Here is a 16,275-nt window from a genome sequence, read left to right as displayed (position 1 = left end):
CCGCGTCGAAGCGCCTGGGTCCGAGGGCGTGGAGGGCCCCCGCAAGCGAGAGCCTGCGGGGCCCCTTCGTTCGCTTCGTCAGGCGTTGGGGTCGAACGGGATGCCGGACGGCCTCGATTGGGTGAGGGCGTACTGGAAGTCGCCGTCATCGATCTTGATCGTGGCGGATCCGAAGTCGGCGCTCAAGAGCTTGTCGCGGTAACCGGCCGGGTAGCCGTTCCAACCGACGAGGCGCGGGTAGAACCAGCCGCCCGTGACGTTCTCCGGAGGCTCGTCATTGGTGTTGGCGAAGCGGAAGTCGTGGGTCGAGATGCCGTCCTTGTGATAGACGATCTTCGGGTGGGTGCCGTCGAAGCGGATGGCCGAGGCGGCTGCCACTTGGTAGCTGGAGTGCTGGGACACCGAGACGTACTGCACCTGGTTGTTGTTGATCCACACCACGACGTGTTCCCAGTCGTGCCTGTGGCCGATCGCCGCGGGCCCCAGAGTGGCCTGGTCCTTCTCGAAGTAGCTGGCGTACATCACGGCGCACCAGTCGTTGTTGCACTTCTCGCGCGAGTAGGTGTTGGAGTTGGCGAGTTGGGCGTAGTCGTGGCAGTGGCCGTTGACGTCGCCGCCGAGCGCCAGGCCGGGATTGAGGGTGCCGTCGGCTCCGATGGCGGCCGTGGCGTAGCAGCCGTCGCCGTCGTAGTCGTAGGCGGGGGAGAAGGTCTGCTCCAGGCCGTCGGCGTTCTGGGGCAGCAGGGTCAGGACGTTCGCGTGGGCACTCGCCGGGACCGCCACGACGAGCGTCATCGCGCCGAGTGTGCCGAGGAGGACCTTGGTGAGGGATCTCAACTTGCGCATGGTGACTCCTTGTTGTGCGGCGGGCGTCAGCAGTAGAGGTTGCTGCCGGGGCTGACGCCGAGGATCGAGGTGAACCGGTTGTAGGCGTCGACGCGGCTCTGTACCTGGGCCGGGTTCCTGCCGTCGCACTCGAGGGAGCCGTTGATGGAGCGGATGGTCTGGCCGAAGCCGGCGCCGTTGACCATGGCGTTGTGCGGGGTCATGGTGCCGGGGCCGGACTGGGTGTTCCAGTACCACAGGCCGGTCTTCCAGGCCACGGCCGCGTCGTTCTGCACCAGCCAGGGGTTGTTGAGCAGGTCGATGCCGAGCGCGTCGCCCGCGGCCTTGTAGTTGAAGTTCCAGCTGAGCTGGATCGGGCCGCGCCCGTAATAGGCGGCCTGGCCGGCCGGGCAGCCGTAGGACTGGCTCCAGTCGCAGTACGTGGGGTAGTTGGCGGTGTTCTGCTCGACGACGTAGACCAGGCCACCGGTCTCGTGGCTGACGTTGGCGAGGAAGGCGGCCGCCTCCTGCTTCTTCACCGTGTCGCTGCCGGTGTTCGCGAAGCCCGGGTAGGCACTCAGCGCGGCGGTCAGGCCGCTGTAGGTGTAGAACGAGTTCCGGTTCGGGAACATCTGGTTGAACTGCGTCTCGCTGACGACGAATCCGGACGGCGTGCCGCCACCTCCGCTCGCGGGCGCGTTCCACTTCTGGTTCGCCGCGCCGGTGCAGGTCCAGATCTGCAGCCGGGTGCCGTTGGCGGAGTTGTTGCCGGTGACGTCCAGGCACTTGTTCGCGGCCGGATTGACGATGTCGTGCGCCGCGGTGACCACCCATTGCTGGTTGGCGCCGCCCGAGCAGTCCCACAGTTGTACGGCGGACCCGTCGCCGGTGCCGCGGTCGACGACGTCCAGACACTTGCCCAGCGCGCGCAGCGTTCCGTCGCCGGAGTTGGACCAGGTCTGGGCGTTGGTTCCGTTGCAGTCGTAGAGCTGTACGGCGGTGCCGTTGGCGCTGTTGGCACCCGCCACGTCGACGCACTTGCCGGCGAGCCCGGAGATCGAGCCGTCGGCGGCCTGGGCCGGCGCCACGGTGAACAGCGCGGTGAGGACAGCGGAGAGAACGGCGAGAACCGCGAACCGGCCGACGAGGCTGCGTCTGGTGGCGGACTGTCTGCGGTGGGAGAGGGACATGGCTGAGGACGCTCCTTGGTGTGTTGGGGTGGACGGCCGTCCCACCACCCACCGCGAGGCGGCGTGGCGGGCTGGCCGACGACGGAGCTTGCGTCTTCGGGTGAGGCGGACGCCCTACGGATAGGTCGTCAGATCGGCCACACTGGTAGAGGAGTTGGAGGGGCTTCCGGTGTTGTCGATGACGGCGTCGGCGACCTTGTGGGCGGTGTAGGCGGTGTAGCCCTGCGTGGAGCCGTTCATCCAGGCGGCCTGGTTCGGTGGGTCGTAGGGCATCTCGTCCTGGAGGAAGTACGTGCGGCCGCCGTTGCCGTTCCAGACGGTCCGGTACTTCTGGAAGTGCTCGACGAACAGGCCGTACATGGTGACGTGGCCGCTGGCGAGTTGGTGGTGCCCGCGTCGAACAGCAGGCCCGCGACCTTCACGCCGCCGACGTCGGCCACCTTTATCGCGGTGATGCCGTTGTCCGGGACGAAGGTGGCGAGACCCAGGCCGAGAACGACGGCGTCGGCGCGGTTGACCTGCGGGGTCTGATCCAGGTGGTAAACGCCCGGGGTGACGAGCAGGTTCTGCCGGCGGCGAGCGCGGCGTTGATCCGGGACGCGGTCGCGCCCGGCTTCACGACGTAGAAGGTGTCCAGCGAGAGTGAGCCGCCGGAGGGGCCGCCCGCCCGGCTGGTCGCCGTGGAGTTGGATAGTCACTGCTGCCGGCTGCCGGAGTTGACCTGCCCGTCGACCTTGCTGTCGGCGAGGCAGCCGCCGCTGGACCAGCCGCCGTCGTCCAGGGCGGGGTCGCCGCGTAGGTGCACCCGGCGGTAGGGCGTCGCCCGCGAGACCGCCCAACGGCCGCTGCCTCTCGGCGGGTTGCCCGAGAGGTTCTCGGCGCCGCGCCAGAGGTTCTGGGTGGCATCGCCCTGGAACCAGTCCGAGCCGGACGGCCGTACCGTCGGCGGAGTCGGCGACGTCGAAACACTTGCCGGCGAGGCCGGTGGCGAGGGAGAGCGCGGGGAGGGAGACAGCCGCGGGGAGAGGTCTGGGCATGAGCGCAGCGGGTCCTTCGTGGGGGGATGAACAACCGAGGCTGCGTTCACCTCATGAACGGTGAGTGCGTCCCACGGTGCCTGGCTGACCCGTGAACCTAAAGGTATGGACCACTTTCGTCAAGAGGTGAAGTAAGCGGTGAGGGAAGCCAGTTGTAGCTTCCGGCCAGGCCCCACTCCCGTGCGGGGATACGCATGCCCAGTTGCCGGCCGAACCGGTTGTCGGAGTCGCCGATGGTGGAGTTGAGCCGGAAGTGCTGCAGGCGGGCGTGCGGGTGCTCTCCCGCCGTGGTGAGAAGTGTCCACCTCGACAGCATCGGCGCACTCGCCGGCCAGGGCCGCCGCCGACGGCTCCAACAGCAGCCGCATCGCGAACAGTTCCTCCACTGCCGGGCGGCGGGGGCATCGGGCCCCCGGAACTCATCAGCGTCCACCGACATCGCATCGCTCTCCCCGTCCATACCGGCACCGGCACGGGGCGTGGCGCTTTCTCTATAGGATTTTTCAGAGCTCGCTGACGGGGAGTGCTCGGGTTCCGGACAGCCGAACCGGATGATCCCGAGCCTGTGCGTACTCCTTCAGTTCGCCATGCATTCCGACAACGATCCTGCTTGTAAAAGGTGTTGCCTGGAATCTGACGTCGCGAAACCAACTCGCGGCACAAAATCCGGGCCACTCAATCCCGGCGCAGACCTTGACGTGACGAGCATGGCTCCCCCAGGCTCGCGGCAGCGAAATCCTATCTGATTTTGAGTGGGGCACTTGCCATGAGTCGTCGCAGAACCGCCGCGTCAGCCGCCGTCACGCTCGTACTTCTGGCCACCGCCGCAACGGCCTGCACCATCAAGAACTCGGATGAGCCGGGCGCCGCGGGTGCCGCCACCGCGCGGGCCGGCAGCGGGACGGCCGAGCTGGCCGATGGTTCCGGGACGAAGGTCGCGCTGGTTCCGGGCGGCGCCCACCCCTACTTCCAGCCCTGGAAGCAGGCCGGCGCGAACGCGAAGCAGACGCTCGGGCTGGGGGGCGTCACCTTCGACGAGACCGCCGAGTGGGACCAGCAGAAGCAGAACAACCTGCTCTCGACGCTCGCCGCCCGTGGCTACAACGCCTTCGGCATCTTCGGAGTCTCCCCGACCGACATCAACACCACCTTCGCCGACCTCAAGTCCCAGGGCTTCGCCGTCGCGTCGCTGGCCTCCTGTCCGGCGGGCGGCACGAACGAGGCGGACTTCTGCCTCTCCACCGACGTCGAACTCGCCGCATACAAGGCCGCGCAGGCCGCCATCAAGGCAATGGGCGGCAAGGGCACGCTCGTCCACCTGACAGGCAACAACGTCGACGCCAACACCCAGTTGCGCAAGAAGGGGGTGGGGAAGGCCGTGGCGGAGACGGGCGGCAAGGTCACGCTGCTGCAGACGATCACCGACATCGACACCGACCTCCAGACCGCGCAGAAGGCCGTCTCCGACCTGCTCGCCGCCAAGGGCGACCAGATCCAGGGCATCGTCTCCACCGCCTACAACCCGGCGGTCGCCGCCGCCGAGGCCGTGCAGGAGTCCGGTTCGAAGGCCAAGGTCGTTGCCATCGACGACGACGCCAAGATCCTCTCCTCGATCAGGAACGGCTCCGTGACCGCGACCGTCGTACAGAACCCGGTCGGCCAGGCGGAGATCGGCATCTGGGTGCTGTCCCTGCTGCAGACCAAGCAGTGCACGATGAAGCACCCCGGCCAGATCATCGACTCGGGTTCCTTCGTGGTCACGAAGGAGAACGTCTCCGACTACGACAGTGCACGCAAGGCCAAGACCGTCGAGCTGAAGAAGCAGTTCGCCGACGAGTTCCTCTCCTGCGGCTGACCGCCCCGCACGGACCACGGAAGGCGGCACACGCGCATGACCATCATCACCAACGCAACGGCCCTGCTGGCCGACATCGATGTGGAGACCGACCGCACCGACGCGGTGCAGTCCTTCGTCAAGCAGGAGACCGTTCTCGTCACGCTCACCACGGCCGACGGGCTCGTGGGAACCGGCTACGCCTACACGATCGGCACCGGGGGGAGTTCGGTACTGGCGTTGCTGCGGGACCACCTGTTGCCGCTCCTCACCGGCCAGGACGCGCGCAACGTGGAGGGGCTCTGGAAGTCCCTGTTCGCCCACACGCGCGCCACGACCACCGGAGCCATCACCTCGCTGGCGCTCGCCGCTGTCGACACGGCCCTGTGGGACCTGCGCTGCAGGCGCGCGGGCGAGCCGCTGTGGCGGCTGGCCGGCGGCCACCGCCAAGAGATCCCCGTCTACGACACCGAGGGCGGATGGCTCCACCTCGGCACCGAGGACCTGGTCACGTCCGCGCTCGCGGCGAAGAAGGCGCAGTTCTCCGGCGTCAAGATCAAGGTCGGCAAGCCGCACGTCGCCGAGGACGCGGAGCGCCTCGGTGCCGTCCGCGAGGCGGTCGGCACCGCGCTGCACATCATGACGGACGCGAACCAGTCGCAGTCGCTGTCCTCGGCCGTGCAACTCGCCGCGGCCCTCGAACCCCACGACCCGTACTGGCTCGAGGAACCCATGCCCGCGGACGACATCAGCGGCCATGCCCGGCTCGCCCGCTCGACCAGGGTCCCGATCGCCGTCGGCGAGTCGATGTACTCGCCCATGCAGTTCCGTTCCTACCTGGAGGCCGGCGGCGCCTCCGTGGTGCAGGCCGACGTCGCCCGCGTCGGTGGTATCACGCCGTGGCTGAAGGTCGCCCACCTCGCGGAGACCTTCAACGTCCAGGTCTGCCCGCACTTCCTGATGGAACTGCACGTCAGCCTCGTCGCCGCGGTGAGCAACGGCGCGTATGTGGAGTACATACCGCAGCTGCGCGCGGTGACGCGGACCGAACTGGTGCTGCGCGACGGCCGTGCCGTGGCGCCGGACGAGCCCGGCATCGGCATCGACTGGGACATGGACGCGATCGACGACCGGAGGGTCGCATGAAAGACCACCGGAGGGTCGCATGAAAGACGACCGGAGGGTCGCATGAAAACGGCCGTCACCGAGACCGACAGCGCGACGCAACGTCCCAGTCCCACGGACGGGGCTCGCCCGACCCACCGACTCCCATTCTGGGTGAACCAGCGGCTGGGGCTGCTCGTGCTTGTCGTCGCGCTCGCCGCGTTGTTCGGCGTACTGCGCCCAGCCTTCTTCGACGCGCGGCTGGTGCTTTTCCCGCTGTTCAGGGATATCTCGACGCTGACCGTGGTGGCACTTGCGCAGATGGTCGTGCTCTCCGTCGGGCACATGAACCTCGCCGTGGGACGCATGGCCGCGTTCGGCGCCTTCGCAGCCGGGTACGGATACGACCGGCTCGGGCTGCCGCTGCCGCTGGGCCTGCTGCTGTGCCTGGCGGCCGGCTGCGCCGTCGGGGCCCTGACCGGCTGGATCATCGCCCGCACCGGCGTGAACTCGTTCGTCGTGACGCTGGCCATGGACTTCGCCCTGCTGGGGCTGGTCTCCCTGCTCTACTCCGCCCTCACCGACAACGCCGCGTTCACCACGCGGCCCGACGGACTGGCACAGCTGCGCTCCTACTCGCTGGCGGACATCTGCGTCGGCCCCGTATGCGGCTCACCGGCCATCCCGCAGCTGGCCCAGTTCACCGTGCTGGCCCTCGCCGGCCTCGGCTTCCTCTACGCCCGTACCCGCATGGGCCGGGAGCTGCTGCTGACCGGCGCCAACCCGGCCGCCGCGGAACTGTCGGGCATTCCCACCGGGCGCAGGATCGTCCTGGCGCACGCGCTGTCCGGGCTGCTTGCCGCCCTGGCCGGCTTCATGGCGGCCGTCGGTACCGGTACGTTCCGTGCCTCGATCGGCGGCGACTTCATGCTCCCGTCGTTCCTCGGCGCGGTGCTCGGCGGCACCCTGCTCACGGGCGGTGTCGTCTCCGTCATCGGCGCCCTGCTCGGCACATCCTTGGTCGGCGTGATCCGCAAGGGGCTCGACCTGCTCGGGGTGGGCCTGGAGAGTCTCAACATCTACCTCGGCTGCGTACTGCTGCTGGCTCTGTCCGCGGACCGGGTACGCACCGTCGTGTCCTATCGCAAGGTGGTGCGCTCCACATGACGACGCTCCGCGACATGTCGGTCGCGGCCGTGCCGGCGCTGCGACGCTTCTCCCGGTCCACGACGATGACCCTGCTGTGCGTGGTCGTAGCCGGCTACGTGGCCCTCGGCATCACCTCGTCCGGCTCCTTCTTCGAAGGGTCCTCCCTCCGCACGTTCCTGCAGTACCTCGCCACACCCGTCCTGATCGGCCTGGCCCAGATGGTGGCCCTGTGCGTCGGACAGCTCAATCTCGCCGTCGGCGCCCTGGGCGGGTTCACCGCCTGCCTGATGGGCGTGCTGATGGCCGACCACGGGGTGCCCGCTCTCCCCGCCGTACTGATCGGTGTCCTCACCGCCACGCTGATCGGCCTGCTGACGGGCGTGTTCATCGTCGCCACCCGCATCAACGGCTTCATCGTCACCCTCGGCACGATGACCATCCTGCTCGGGGCGCAGTACCGGCTCTCCGGCACCCGCACCATCGACGGGTACTCCGCCACGCTGCGCGACCTCGGCCGCTCCGCGCCCCTGAACATCCCCCTCGTGTTCCTCACCGCGCTCGCCGCAGCGGGGCTCCTCGCCGCGTTCATGTACCGCACCGTCCCCGGGCGGCGGCTGCTCGCGGCCGGCGGCAACCCCCTCGCGGCACGGCTGTCGGGCATCTCCACCGACCGCCAGATCGTGGTCGCGCACTCCCTGTCCGCACTGCTCGTCGGTGTCGCCGCAGCCCTGGCCACCGCCTCGCTGCCCGGCGTCAACCGCAGTGTCGGCGGCGACTGGCTGCTGCCCAGCTTCGCCGCCCCGATCATCGGCGGCGTCGCGCTGACCGGCGGTTCCGTGGCCGTCCTGGGCACCGTGCTCGCCGCCTTCGTCATGCGGCTCATCGACACCGCCCGTGCCCAGTTCTCCCTCGATCCGAGCTGGGTGAACTTCCTCATCGGCCTCGTCGTTCTCGGCACGGTCGTCGGCGGCCGCATCCACCAGACGCACCTGGAGAAGAAGGGCAGAGCGCCCGGCCGCACACCACCGGAGGGCGAGGTTCAGCCGGCCGCCGCCCTGCCGGCCACGGGAGGTGCCCGATGAACGACGTCCTGCTGGATTGCGAGGACATCGTCAAGGTCTTCCCCGGGGTACGCGCCCTCGACGGCGTGGACCTGAAGCTGACCGGCGGTTCCGTACACGCCCTGTTGGGGGAGAACGGGGCGGGCAAGTCCACGCTGATCAAGGTGATCACCGGCGTTCATCCGCCCGACGGCGGCCGACTGCTCCGGCGGGGCGAGGAGATCCACCCGCGCTCCCCGCTGGAGGCCAACCGGGCCGGCATCGGTGTGGTCCACCAGGAACGCAACCTGATCCCCGGCTTCTCGGTCGCGGAGAACATCACCCTGCAGAGCCCGCCCTCGAGCCGGGGCCTGCTCGACCGTGCGGCGATGACCGCTCCCGCCGAGCGCTGCCTGGCCGAGCTCGGCCTGGACCTCGACCCGCACCGGCCGGTGCGGGAACTGTCCGTGGCCCAGCAGCAGTTGGTGGAGATCGCCAAGGCCCTGTACACCGAGAGCGAGGTGCTCCTGCTCGACGAGCCCACCGCTTCCCTGTCCCCGCAGGAGGCGGAACGCCTCTTCGACGTCGTCCGCCGGCTCACGACCCGGGGCACCTGCGTGGTCTTCGTCAGCCACAAACTGGAGGAGGTCTTCGCCCTCTGCGACACCGTCACCGTCCTGCGCGACGGGCGCTCGGTGCTCGAGTCGGAACCCCTGGCCGATTACGCCCAGGACGACGTGGTCACCCTGATGGTCGGCCGTGCCCACTCGGTGGCGGACATGCCCGAGCGCTCGGTCGACACCACGGTCCAACCGGCGCTCTCCCTCTCCAGGCTGTCCACCGCGTCAGGCCACCGGGACATCAGTCTCGACGTCCGACCGGGAGAAATCGTCGGCCTGTACGGCCTGGTCGGCGCCGGCCGCAGCGAGCTGGTCAAGGCCGTGCTCGGCCTGGACCGGGTGACGGGCGGCGAGATCAGCGTGTACGGCAGCAAGGTGCGGATCGGCTCTCCGCGCGAGGCCCTCCACACGTACGGGATCGGCTATCTGACGGAGAACCGGAAGGAGGAAGGCGTCTTCCTGGAGCAGCCCATCGCCCGGAACATCACCGTGACGGTGTGGAAGAGGATCGGCCGGTTCCTGGGCGACATCTCGTCCCGCCGGGAGAAGGAAGTGGCCCAGGATCTCGTCGACCGGATCGGCATCCGTGTCTCCGGCACCGAGCAGAACGCCGGTGAACTCTCCGGCGGCAACCAGCAGAAGGTGAGCCTGGCCAAATGGCTTGCGGCCGACACACGGCTGCTGATCGTCGACGAGCCGACCGTCGGGGTGGACGTTCGCACCAAGCACGCCTTCCATGAGCTGATCTGGGAACTCGCCCGGGGCGGTCTGCCCATTCTGCTGATCAGCAGCGACCTGACGGAAATGATCACGCTGGCCGACCGGGTCCTCGTCATGGCCGATCACCGTATCCGTGGCGAGCTGGACAACGACCACGACTACGGCCGCATGAGCGGCAAGATCATCCGGATCATCCACGACCGCGCGCACTCTGCTGTGACCGCGCCCCGGAAGAGCGGCGCCGCATGAGGCGCGTCGCGCAGGTGATCCATGTCCTGCCCGACAAGGCGGACGAGTACCGCGAGCTGCACCGTGACGTGCCCGGGCCGGTCCTCGACCGGCTGCGGGCCTGCCACATCACCAACTACTCGATCCACCTCCTCGGCGACCGGCTGTTCGGCTACTTCGAGTACCACGGCGACGACTTGGCGGCGGACCTCGCCCTGATGGCGGCCGACCCGGCCACCTGGGAATGGTGGCGGCGCACCGCGCCGTGCCAGACACCCGTGGATGAGGCGGAGCCCGGCGAGTGGTGGGCCTCCATGGAGCAGGTGTTCCTCATGGAGTAGGACTCTGACGACCTCACCGGGCTGCTGCCCGGCGATGTGCCCGCGCCGGAAGGGAATGTGCCGTGACCATCGTGGACGCCCACCATCACCTGTGGGATCTCTCCGTACGAGACCAGAAGTGGATCTCCGGCCCGCGGCTCGCCCCGTTGCGGCGCTCCTTCCTCCTGGCGGACCTCGAGGCCGAGATCCGGGCGTCCGGGGTGACGGCCACAGTGCTGGTGGAAACCGTCAACGTCGCCGAGGAGACGCCGGAATTCCTGGCCCTGGCCGCGGAGAGCGACGTGATCGAAGCGGTCGTCGGGTGGACCGACCTGACGGCGCCGGACGTCTCCGAGGCACTGGACCGCCTGCGGTCCCTGCCCGGTGGCGGCTTCCTACGCGGCATCCGTCACCAGGTCCAGTCAGAACCCGACCCCGACTGGCTGACCCGGCCGGAGGTACTGAGGGGCCTGGGTGCCGTCGGCGCGGCCGGACTCGTCCACGACCTGGTCGTGCTGCCGCACCAGTTGCCCTCGGCGGCGCGGGCGGCAGCCGCCGTGCCGGGTCTCACCTTCGTCCTGGACCACCTCGGCAAGCCACCGATCGCGTCCGGGGAACGGAAGCCGTGGGAGGGCCACTTGCGGCAGCTGGCCGCGCTGCCCAACACGGTGTGCAAGCTCTCCGGAATGGTGACCGAGGCCGACTGGGCGTCGTGGACGGTCGACGATCTCAGACCGTACGCCGAGACCGTGATCGACGCCTTCGGACCCCAGCGGCTGATGTTCGGCTCGGACTGGCCGGTGAGCACCCTCGCCGCGGGCTACGACGAGGTCGTCCGCGGGGTTCGGGAGCTCACGGCGGGACTGGGGCCGGACGAGCGGGCCGAGGTGTGGGCCGGCACCGCCCGGCGCGTCTACCGGATGACGAGCTCAGACGCCGGATGACCACGCGGGAGCGCGGCCGCGCCGGTCACTTCTGATCGAAGCGACTCAGCTGGCGCTCCAGGCTGCGCGTCAGATGCTCGGTCATCGCCTCGGCGGCATGTTCGGCCCTGCGGCGGAGGATCGCGCGCAGGATTCGGTCGTGCTCGTTCAGGGTCGGATCTCCGGCGTCCTGCACGCTGCTGAGCCGGAAGACGTGCAGGTGCGCGTGGAGCCGCTCGACCGCGTCCGCGAGCAGTGGGCGATGGGCGGCTTCCGCGACGGCGTCGTGGAAACGCTGGTCGAGGGCCGCGAAGTCGCGGTAGGAGGCGTACGGCCCGGTGGTGGGGCCGGAGTGGGCCTGCATGGCCTCCAACGTCGCCTCGATGGCGTCGAGTTGACCTTCGTCGGCGTTGTGGGCGGCCAGCGCCGCGGCGCGCGGCTCCAGGAGCAGCCGCATCTCGAACAGCTCCTCCACTCCCTGCCGGGTCAGCAACTTGGTCGCCCGGTACCCGGAGAGCGATCGTTTGACGACCAGTCCGTCGGCCTCCAGCCTGGCCAGCGCCTCGCGCACGGGTGTCGGTGAGACGTTGAGCGTACGCGCCAGGGCTTCGATACCGACGCGTGCGCCCGGGGCGATCTCGTGGTCCATGACCTTGGCCTTGATGTCCTCGTAGACACTGTCGGACAAGGCCTGTCGGACCGGCGGCGTGGACGGCTCACTCACCCCGGCCGCGTCGGCGGAGACGGACGGGTCGTGCGCCGGCATCCGGCTCTCCTCGTTGCTCAGTGTGCTGCGGCCACCAGCAGTTTAGCGACGTGTGGCCGTACCGTTCGGGCCGCGTGACTCTACTCGGGCTCCTCGGCACACCGAGTGGCAGCGGTGCTTGTCGTACATGGCGAGAGTGGGTTCAGGAGCCGGCTTCGCGGCGCAGCAGCGCGTGGGGCCGGTACGGGATGATCTCGGCGAGTGAGATGACGGTGCTGGAGCGGGCGACGCCGTCGATCGCGAGAATCGCTTTCGTGACGCGGTGCAGGTCGCTGGTGTTCTGGGCGACGACGTGCGCGAGCAGGTCCGCGTCGCCGGTCGTGCAGTGAACTTCGACGACTTCCGGGATGTCGAGCAGCCCCGTCCGACGCCGGCGCGGGCCGCCCTCGCCTGGGTGCTGCTCGGCACCCGCACCGGATCACGATCGCTGAGCACCGCTGGCGTTTATGGAACGCCGAGTTCGAACAGGGCGTACCCCGCGTAGGAGCCGGAGGCGAGCGCGGCGATTCCGAGGACGGTGCACAGCACCGGCGTGCTGAGCCGCCGCATGGCGACGGCGCACGGGATGAACAGGGGGAAGGCCGGCAGAAGGTAGCGGGAGATGTTGCCGAAGATCTGCTGGCTTCCCAGGACGAGCGCGATCGTCAGGAGGGTGTGGACGACGAGGACCGCCGGCGGGCGGAGCCGGAGCAGCAGAGGCAGGACGATCAGGGCCAGCAGGACCGTGCCTACGCCGATGAGGTCTTCGAAGGGGTAGGCGAAGAGGTAGTCGAAGTGGCCCACCGGGAGGGACGTGAACACGTCGAGGCTGTGCTTGCCGTAGTCGAACGTGTGGGCCCAGGCGCCTTCCTGGAGCTTGAAGTACCCGCTGTAGTCGCCCATCCGGTATCCCACCCAGCCGAGGTAGCCGAACAGGCCGAGGGGGGCGATCGCCACGGCGACCAGCGGGCGCAGGAACTTGACCCGACGCCTCGTCCCGTCCGGGCCGGGCGCGTCCCCCCAGCGGCGGACCTCCCGCCATTGCCGGTGTACGGCCACCAGCGCCGCGACGGTGAGCGCCGCGATCAGCGCGGTGGCCGTCGGACGCGTGAGACCCGTGGCGCAGGTCAGGATGCCCGCGGTGATCCAGTGGTGGCGCATGACGGCGTAGCAGGCCCAGGCTGCGAGGGCGACGTAGAGGGACTCCGAGTAGCCCGACCACTCCATGCCGGAGCCGGGCCACACGGCCCAGAGGCCGGCCGCGGCGAGCCCGGCCCGCCGTCCGCCGATCCGTGCGGTGACGGCGTGGATCGCCAGGGCGGCGACGAACGAGGCGGTGACCGAGACCAGCAGGCCGGCGCCGAACAGACCCAGGCCGGTGCACGAGGACACCAGCCGCATCAGGGCGGGGTACAGCGGGAAGAACGCTGCGGAGTTGCCCTCGATGGTGATCAGGCCGCCCGCCCCGGGTACCGGGACGAGCGCGGGGTGGTAACCGTGCGCGGCGATCTGCTGGTACCACCAGCCGTCCCAGCTGGCCAGGACGTCCCAGGTGTGGGCGCCGCCGCCGAAGCGGGGGTCCTTCTTGCGGAAGTCCCCGGAGGAGTCCAGCAGGTACATGAAGACGCAGAAGCCGATGAGCTTCAGCGCACCGTACAGCGCGAGCACCGGACCGTGGTGCTCGGCCGCCCGGCACAGTCGCGCCCACCGCCGGCGGGCGGTCGAGGTGAGGGAGGTGAGGGAGGGGGACGGGATCGTGGGCACGCCGGTGTCGTACGGCGGTTCCGTGGCGGGCGAACGGCCTTCGGCGTGCGGCCTGTTGCCCTCGTACGACGGAGCGTTCGCGAGGCTCGGGTCGTTCATCGGGACTCGGCTCCTGTTCCGTTGCCGCGGTGGGCGGCGGTGAACACCCAGGCCCGCAGGAGCAGGAAGCGCAGCAGTGTCGCGACCAGGTTGGCGATGACGAGCACCGCGACTTCCGTGGGCCGCGCGGGCCCCGGTGCCCAGCGGTGCAGCGCGGCGAGCGAGCCGCTGGTGAGCGCCAGACCGAGGCCGAAGACCACGAGACCCTTGGCCTGCTGCCGCAGCGCTCCGCCCCGCCCGCGCTGCCCGAAGGTGAGCCGCCGGTTCGCGGCGGTGTTCGCGACGGCGCAGACCAGCAGCGCCCACGCGTTGGCGCTCTGGGCCCCCGTCATCGGGCGCAGGGCCGAGTAGAGGAGGACGTACCCGACCGTGCTCACCACGCCGACGGCGCCGAAGCGCAGCAACTGGCCGGCCAGTGGGCCCGGCGGATCACCTCCGGTGGCGCGCCGCAGCCCCGCCGTCGGGAGCGTGCCACGGGCGAGCGCCCTGCCGATCCTGACGATGCCGCGCAGGTCGGCCAGGGCCGTCGAGACCAGATCGACGCGGCTGTCGGGGTCGTCCACCCAGTCGACGGGCACCTCGTGGATGCGTAGCCCGGCCCGCTCGGCGATCACCAGCAGTTCGGTGTCGAAGAACCACTCCGAGTCCTCCACCAGGGGCAGCAGCCGCTCGGCGACGTCGCGCCGGACCGCTTTGAAGCCGCACTGCGCGTCGGAGAAGCCGACGGCGAGGGTGGAACGCAGCAGGACGTTGTAGCAACGGGAGATGATCTCCCGTTTGGGACCGCGTATCACCCGGGAGCCGCGGGCCAGACGGGTGCCGATGGCTATGTCGGAGTGGCCGGAGATCAACGGGGCGACCAGTGGGAGCAGCGCGTTCAGTTCGGTGGACAGGTCCACGTCCAGGTAGGCCAGTACCGGGGCCCGTGAGCGCGACCAGGCGACGCGCAGGGCACGGCCGCGCCCCTTCTCGGCCAGCCGTATCCACTCGGCCTCCGGCAGTTCGGCTGCCAGCCGGGCCGCGATCCGCGGGGTGTCGTCGGTGCTGGCGTTGTCGGCGACGGTGATGCGGAACGGGTACGGGAACGTCTCACGCAGATGCGCGTGCAGCCGCCGCACGCTCGGCTCCAGGTCCGTCTCCTCGTTGAACACGGGGACGACCACGTCCAGTACGGGTTCCGGGTGGTCCGCCGGCAGTGGCAGGCGGAGCGGCAGTCGGTCCATGGGGAGTCCCGTCGCGAGGTTCATCGGGGCGGACCGTGCGGTCTTGGTCATGGTTCATCCAGGTTTCTGTGCTGTCGCAGGGCATGCCGAAGGCGCTCACGGCGGAGCTGCGATCAGGGAGTACGGCCGGTGCGGAGCAGGGATAAGGGAGCAGGGCCGGTGCGGAGCAGGGATAAGGGGCGGTGCGGGAATTCAGTGGGGGAGCGGCCGGGACGGCCGGCCGTGCGCTCGGCGGCTACCCGCCGCCGGTCGCGCTGACGGACGACGAGGGCTCGTCTGTCGTCGGCGGCGGGGACGACGACGTGACGCTTCCGTTCGCTGTGGCCGGGGTGGTGGCCGGCGGACCGGCAGTCGCGGTCCCGGGGGGACCGGTGCCGACCGAGCTCGAACTCCCCACCGCGCTCTCTGTCGTGATCGGTGCCGTGGGCGTGGTGGGGGCCGAGCCGGTAGAGCTGCTGCTGGGGGGCTGGGGCGGAGTCAGCGTGCTGGTCGGGGAGGAGGAGCTGGTCGAGGGCTGTGGCACGGGGGACTGGGGCTGGTCGCGGTCCGGTGCGTGTGGCAGCAGGACCAGGCCTACGCCGAGCCCGGCGGCCACCAGTACGGAGCCCACGGCCTTCTGCGCCGCGCGGACCCGGCGACGGACGAGCACTCCCGTCCTGAGCCGGTCCTGCTGTGCGGGCTCAAAAGGGGTGTACTCCTGGGCGTCGCGCATCATCCGCGCCAACTCCCGCTCGAAGTGATCCATGCTTCCTTTCACCCCACCGGCTCGATGACATCGGCCAGGATCTGACGCAGTCGCGCCACACCGCGTGACGCGTGGGACCGGGCGGTGCCCAGCGGGCATCCCAGTACCTCCGCGACCTGTTTCTCGGGCAGGTCCTGGTAGTAACGCAGCACCACGGCGGCCCGTTGCCGGGGCGGTAGCTGAGCGAGGGCCGCTTCCAGCCGCGTCCGCTCCACCACGGCGGCGGACTCGTCCCCGGTCTGTGCCAGGTCGGGCAGCTGCTCCACGGGCCGCTCGCCCCACCACCGCCGGCGGGCGGAACGGGCGGCCGCGCGGGCCAGGACCTTGCGTACGTACGCCTCGGGCGCCTCGTCCGCGACCTTCGGCCAGACGAACCAGAGCTTGACCAGGGCTTCCTGGAGCAGGTCCTCGGCACGGTGCCGGTCACCTCCGCAGAGCAGCCGGGCGAGGTGGAACAACGCCGACCAACGGGCCGCAACGAACCCGTCGAAACTCTCGGCCTGAGCCCGTTCCATCCGCACCGTCCCCGCACTTGCCAGCTTCGTACACCTGGAGAAAGACGTTGGTGAGCCCCTCGCTATGCACTTCCGGCGCGTGATGCGGGTCACGTCCGGCGAGGAGGCCGCGGAGCGGGCCCGCCGCGGCTACCCGGTGCTCCGGCCACCAGGGCACGGACGGGGCGCGGTTGCCCATCGCTGGGCTCACGTGC

15 protein-coding genes and 1 pseudogene are annotated in these 16,275 nt (G+C 69.8%); 8 read left to right on the top strand and 8 right to left on the bottom strand.

Annotated elements, in window-relative coordinates:
• Positions 1-78 precede the first annotated feature (78 nt).
• The 3 genes and pseudogenes from ACZ69M_RS25755 to ACZ69M_RS25745 all read right to left on the bottom strand — a co-directional run.
• The gene (locus ACZ69M_RS25755) at positions 79-846 is read right to left on the bottom strand and encodes an NPP1 family protein (protein ID WP_470053285.1); all 768 of its coding nucleotides are present in this window, start codon (positions 844-846) and stop codon (positions 79-81) included.
• A gap of 26 nt (positions 847-872) precedes the next feature.
• A complete protein-coding gene (locus ACZ69M_RS25750; RefSeq protein WP_470053283.1) occupies positions 873-2,015 on the bottom strand; it encodes a glycoside hydrolase family 19 protein in 1,143 nt (380 codons plus the stop codon).
• A gap of 114 nt (positions 2,016-2,129) precedes the next feature.
• Positions 2,130-2,871, bottom strand: a pseudogene (locus tag ACZ69M_RS25745) (hypothetical protein); the annotation flags it as partial.
• Between the two features lie 947 nt (positions 2,872-3,818).
• On the opposite strand from ACZ69M_RS25745, the gene ACZ69M_RS25740 reads away from it, so the two are divergent.
• The 7 genes from ACZ69M_RS25740 (at position 3,819) to ACZ69M_RS25710 (ending at position 11,011) form a co-directional block, all read left to right on the top strand.
• A complete protein-coding gene (locus ACZ69M_RS25740) occupies positions 3,819-4,907 on the top strand; it encodes a sugar ABC transporter substrate-binding protein (RefSeq protein WP_470053281.1) in 1,089 nt (362 codons plus the stop codon).
• A gap of 36 nt (positions 4,908-4,943) precedes the next feature.
• Complete coding sequence (locus ACZ69M_RS25735; RefSeq protein WP_470053279.1) at positions 4,944-6,032, top strand: mandelate racemase/muconate lactonizing enzyme family protein; 1,089 nt, start codon at positions 4,944-4,946, stop codon at positions 6,030-6,032.
• 42 nt (positions 6,033-6,074) lie between these two features.
• The gene (locus ACZ69M_RS25730) at positions 6,075-7,157 is read left to right on the top strand and encodes an ABC transporter permease (protein WP_470053277.1); all 1,083 of its coding nucleotides are present in this window, start codon (positions 6,075-6,077) and stop codon (positions 7,155-7,157) included.
• On the top strand, positions 7,154-8,221 hold the full coding sequence (locus tag ACZ69M_RS25725; RefSeq protein ID WP_470053275.1) for an ABC transporter permease: 1,068 nt from the start codon (positions 7,154-7,156) through the stop codon (positions 8,219-8,221). The genes ACZ69M_RS25730 and ACZ69M_RS25725 overlap by 4 nt, the downstream gene beginning before the upstream one ends.
• Complete coding sequence (locus tag ACZ69M_RS25720) at positions 8,218-9,768, top strand: sugar ABC transporter ATP-binding protein (protein ID WP_470053273.1); 1,551 nt, start codon at positions 8,218-8,220, stop codon at positions 9,766-9,768. Before ACZ69M_RS25725 ends, ACZ69M_RS25720 begins: the two co-directional genes overlap by 4 nt.
• Positions 9,765-10,088, top strand: a complete 324-nt coding sequence (locus ACZ69M_RS25715) for an L-rhamnose mutarotase (protein ID WP_470053271.1) — start codon at positions 9,765-9,767, stop codon at positions 10,086-10,088. The genes ACZ69M_RS25720 and ACZ69M_RS25715 overlap by 4 nt, the downstream gene beginning before the upstream one ends.
• Positions 10,089-10,150: 62 nt before the next feature.
• Complete coding sequence (locus tag ACZ69M_RS25710) at positions 10,151-11,011, top strand: amidohydrolase family protein (protein WP_470053269.1); 861 nt, start codon at positions 10,151-10,153, stop codon at positions 11,009-11,011.
• A gap of 25 nt (positions 11,012-11,036) precedes the next feature.
• Here the strand turns inward: ACZ69M_RS25710 and ACZ69M_RS25705 are convergent, their stop codons facing one another.
• From ACZ69M_RS25705 to ACZ69M_RS25690, 4 genes are all read right to left on the bottom strand, one after another.
• Positions 11,037-11,756, bottom strand: coding sequence for a GntR family transcriptional regulator (locus tag ACZ69M_RS25705; protein WP_352048894.1), 720 nt, complete (start codon positions 11,754-11,756; stop codon positions 11,037-11,039).
• Between the two features lie 142 nt (positions 11,757-11,898).
• A complete protein-coding gene (locus ACZ69M_RS25700) occupies positions 11,899-12,105 on the bottom strand; it encodes an Lrp/AsnC ligand binding domain-containing protein (RefSeq protein ID WP_470053864.1) in 207 nt (68 codons plus the stop codon).
• Positions 12,106-12,200: 95 nt separating this feature from the next.
• Positions 12,201-13,598, bottom strand: a complete 1,398-nt coding sequence (locus ACZ69M_RS25695; protein WP_470053266.1) for a hypothetical protein — start codon at positions 13,596-13,598, stop codon at positions 12,201-12,203.
• Complete coding sequence (locus ACZ69M_RS25690) at positions 13,595-14,821, bottom strand: bifunctional glycosyltransferase family 2/GtrA family protein (RefSeq protein ID WP_470053862.1); 1,227 nt, start codon at positions 14,819-14,821, stop codon at positions 13,595-13,597. Before ACZ69M_RS25690 ends, ACZ69M_RS25695 begins: the two co-directional genes overlap by 4 nt.
• 182 nt (positions 14,822-15,003) lie before the next feature.
• On the opposite strand from ACZ69M_RS25690, the gene ACZ69M_RS25685 reads away from it, so the two are divergent.
• On the top strand, positions 15,004-15,561 hold the full coding sequence (locus ACZ69M_RS25685; RefSeq protein WP_470053264.1) for a hypothetical protein: 558 nt from the start codon (positions 15,004-15,006) through the stop codon (positions 15,559-15,561).
• Positions 15,562-15,574: 13 nt separating this feature from the next.
• Here the strand turns inward: ACZ69M_RS25685 and ACZ69M_RS25680 are convergent, their stop codons facing one another.
• Positions 15,575-16,081, bottom strand: a complete 507-nt coding sequence (locus tag ACZ69M_RS25680; RefSeq protein WP_054233906.1) for a SigE family RNA polymerase sigma factor — start codon at positions 16,079-16,081, stop codon at positions 15,575-15,577.
• Positions 16,082-16,275: the final 194 nt, after the last annotated feature.

The organism is Streptomyces sp. NPDC107454 (assembly GCF_055582885.1).
The sequence above is the reverse complement of the archived record's forward strand: the minus strand, read 5'-3'. Positions and strand labels throughout refer to the sequence as shown.

What these genes read in the sequence shown, in the direction of transcription:
- ACZ69M_RS25755 (WP_470053285.1), bottom strand. Translation starts at nt 846, where the DNA reads ATGCGCAAGTTGAGATCCCTCACCAAGGTCCTCCTCGGCACACTCGGC.
- ACZ69M_RS25750 (WP_470053283.1), bottom strand. Translation starts at nt 2,015, where the DNA reads ATGTCCCTCTCCCACCGCAGACAGTCCGCCACCAGACGCAGCCTCGTC.
- ACZ69M_RS25740 (WP_470053281.1), top strand. Translation starts at nt 3,819, where the DNA reads ATGAGTCGTCGCAGAACCGCCGCGTCAGCCGCCGTCACGCTCGTACTT.
- ACZ69M_RS25735 (WP_470053279.1), top strand. Translation starts at nt 4,944, where the DNA reads ATGACCATCATCACCAACGCAACGGCCCTGCTGGCCGACATCGATGTG.
- ACZ69M_RS25730 (WP_470053277.1), top strand. Translation starts at nt 6,075, where the DNA reads ATGAAAACGGCCGTCACCGAGACCGACAGCGCGACGCAACGTCCCAGT.
- ACZ69M_RS25725 (WP_470053275.1), top strand. Translation starts at nt 7,154, where the DNA reads ATGACGACGCTCCGCGACATGTCGGTCGCGGCCGTGCCGGCGCTGCGA.
- ACZ69M_RS25720 (WP_470053273.1), top strand. Translation starts at nt 8,218, where the DNA reads ATGAACGACGTCCTGCTGGATTGCGAGGACATCGTCAAGGTCTTCCCC.
- ACZ69M_RS25715 (WP_470053271.1), top strand. Translation starts at nt 9,765, where the DNA reads ATGAGGCGCGTCGCGCAGGTGATCCATGTCCTGCCCGACAAGGCGGAC.
- ACZ69M_RS25705 (WP_352048894.1), bottom strand. Translation starts at nt 11,756, where the DNA reads ATGCCGGCGCACGACCCGTCCGTCTCCGCCGACGCGGCCGGGGTGAGT.
- ACZ69M_RS25695 (WP_470053266.1), bottom strand. Translation starts at nt 13,598, where the DNA reads ATGAACGACCCGAGCCTCGCGAACGCTCCGTCGTACGAGGGCAACAGG.
- ACZ69M_RS25690 (WP_470053862.1), bottom strand. Translation starts at nt 14,821, where the DNA reads ATGGACCGACTGCCGCTCCGCCTGCCACTGCCGGCGGACCACCCGGAA.
- ACZ69M_RS25680 (WP_054233906.1), bottom strand. Translation starts at nt 16,081, where the DNA reads ATGGAACGGGCTCAGGCCGAGAGTTTCGACGGGTTCGTTGCGGCCCGT.